This window comes from Micromonospora sp. NPDC050686 (genome assembly GCF_040654475.1).
Taxonomy (GTDB): Bacteria; Actinomycetota; Actinomycetes; order Mycobacteriales; family Micromonosporaceae; genus Micromonospora.
The window spans coordinates 1-1153 of sequence record NZ_JBFAID010000148.1; the positions used below are offsets into that span (position 1 = coordinate 1).

1 protein-coding gene is annotated in these 1153 nt (G+C 69.9%); it reads left to right on the forward strand.

Annotation, left to right across the window (positions count from 1 at the left end; translation table 11 throughout):
- Window positions 1-17 precede the first annotated feature (17 nt).
- Window positions 18-1153 (forward strand): IS607 family element RNA-guided endonuclease TnpB (tnpB, locus tag AB0H57_RS32850; protein WP_357512642.1); only part of this gene is annotated, 1136 nt, incomplete at its 3' end.

Genomic DNA, 1153 nt, shown 5'->3' on the forward strand with positions numbered 1-1153 from the left:
GCGACGGAGGACCCGACGTGAAGACGATCCAGGCGTACCGGTTCGCCCTTGATCTCACCCCGGCGCAGGAACGCGCGGTGCTCGCGCACGCCGGTGCCGCCCGCGTCGCCCACAACTGGGCGCTGGCCCGGGTCAAGGCCGTCATGGATCAGCGCGCCGCCGAACGCACCTACGGTGTTCCCGACGAGCTGCTAACCCCGGCGGTGTCATGGTCTCTGCCGGCGCTACGGCGGGCATGGAACACGACGAAGGACGACGTCGCCCCGTGGTGGCGGGAATGTTCCAAAGAGGCGTACAACACCGGCCTCGACGCACTCGCTCGCGCGTTGAAGAACTGGGCCGACTCCCGAACGGGTAAACGCGCCGGCCGGCCGGTCGGGTTCCCTCGGTTCAAGTCCCGCCGCCGGTCGACCCCGTCGGTGCGGTTCACTACCGGCACCATCCGGGTTGAGCCGGACCGCAAGCATGTCGCCTTGCCCCGGCTGGGCCGGTTGAAGCTACACGAATCCGCCCGCAACCTCTCTCGCCGCCTAGACAACGGCACCGCGCGGATCATGTCCGCGACGGTGCGGCGTGACGGCGGACGCTGGCACGTCTGCTTCTGCGTCGAGGTCGAACGCGCCGAACGCCAGCCCCGCTGCCCGGCTTCGATCGTCGGTGTGGACGTCGGCGTGAAGCACCTCGCGGTGCTGTCCACCGGCGAGCTGGTGCCCAACCCGCGTCACCTCAACGACGCCCAACGCCGCCTGCGGGTGCTCGGCCGGGCGGTGGCGCGCAAGTGCGGACCGGACCGGCGAACCGGCCGGCGTCCGTCGAAGCGGTGGCAGTGCGCCGTAGACCGGCTTGGCCGCGCCCATGCGCGGGTGGCGAACCTGCGCCGTGACGGCCTGCACAACCTGACCACCCGACTCGCCCGCGAACACGGCACCGTCGTGGTGGAAGACCTCAACGTCGCCGGGATGCTCCGCAACCGCAATCTGGCCCGGCACATCGCCGACGCCGGGTTCGCCGAGCTACGACGGCAACTGGCCTACAAGAACGCGTGGAACGGTGGGCGGCTGCTCGTGGCCGACCGTTGGTACCCGTCAAGCAAGACGTGCTCCGGTTGCGGCACAGTGAAAACCAAGCTGGCCCTCTCCGAGCGTGAATACCA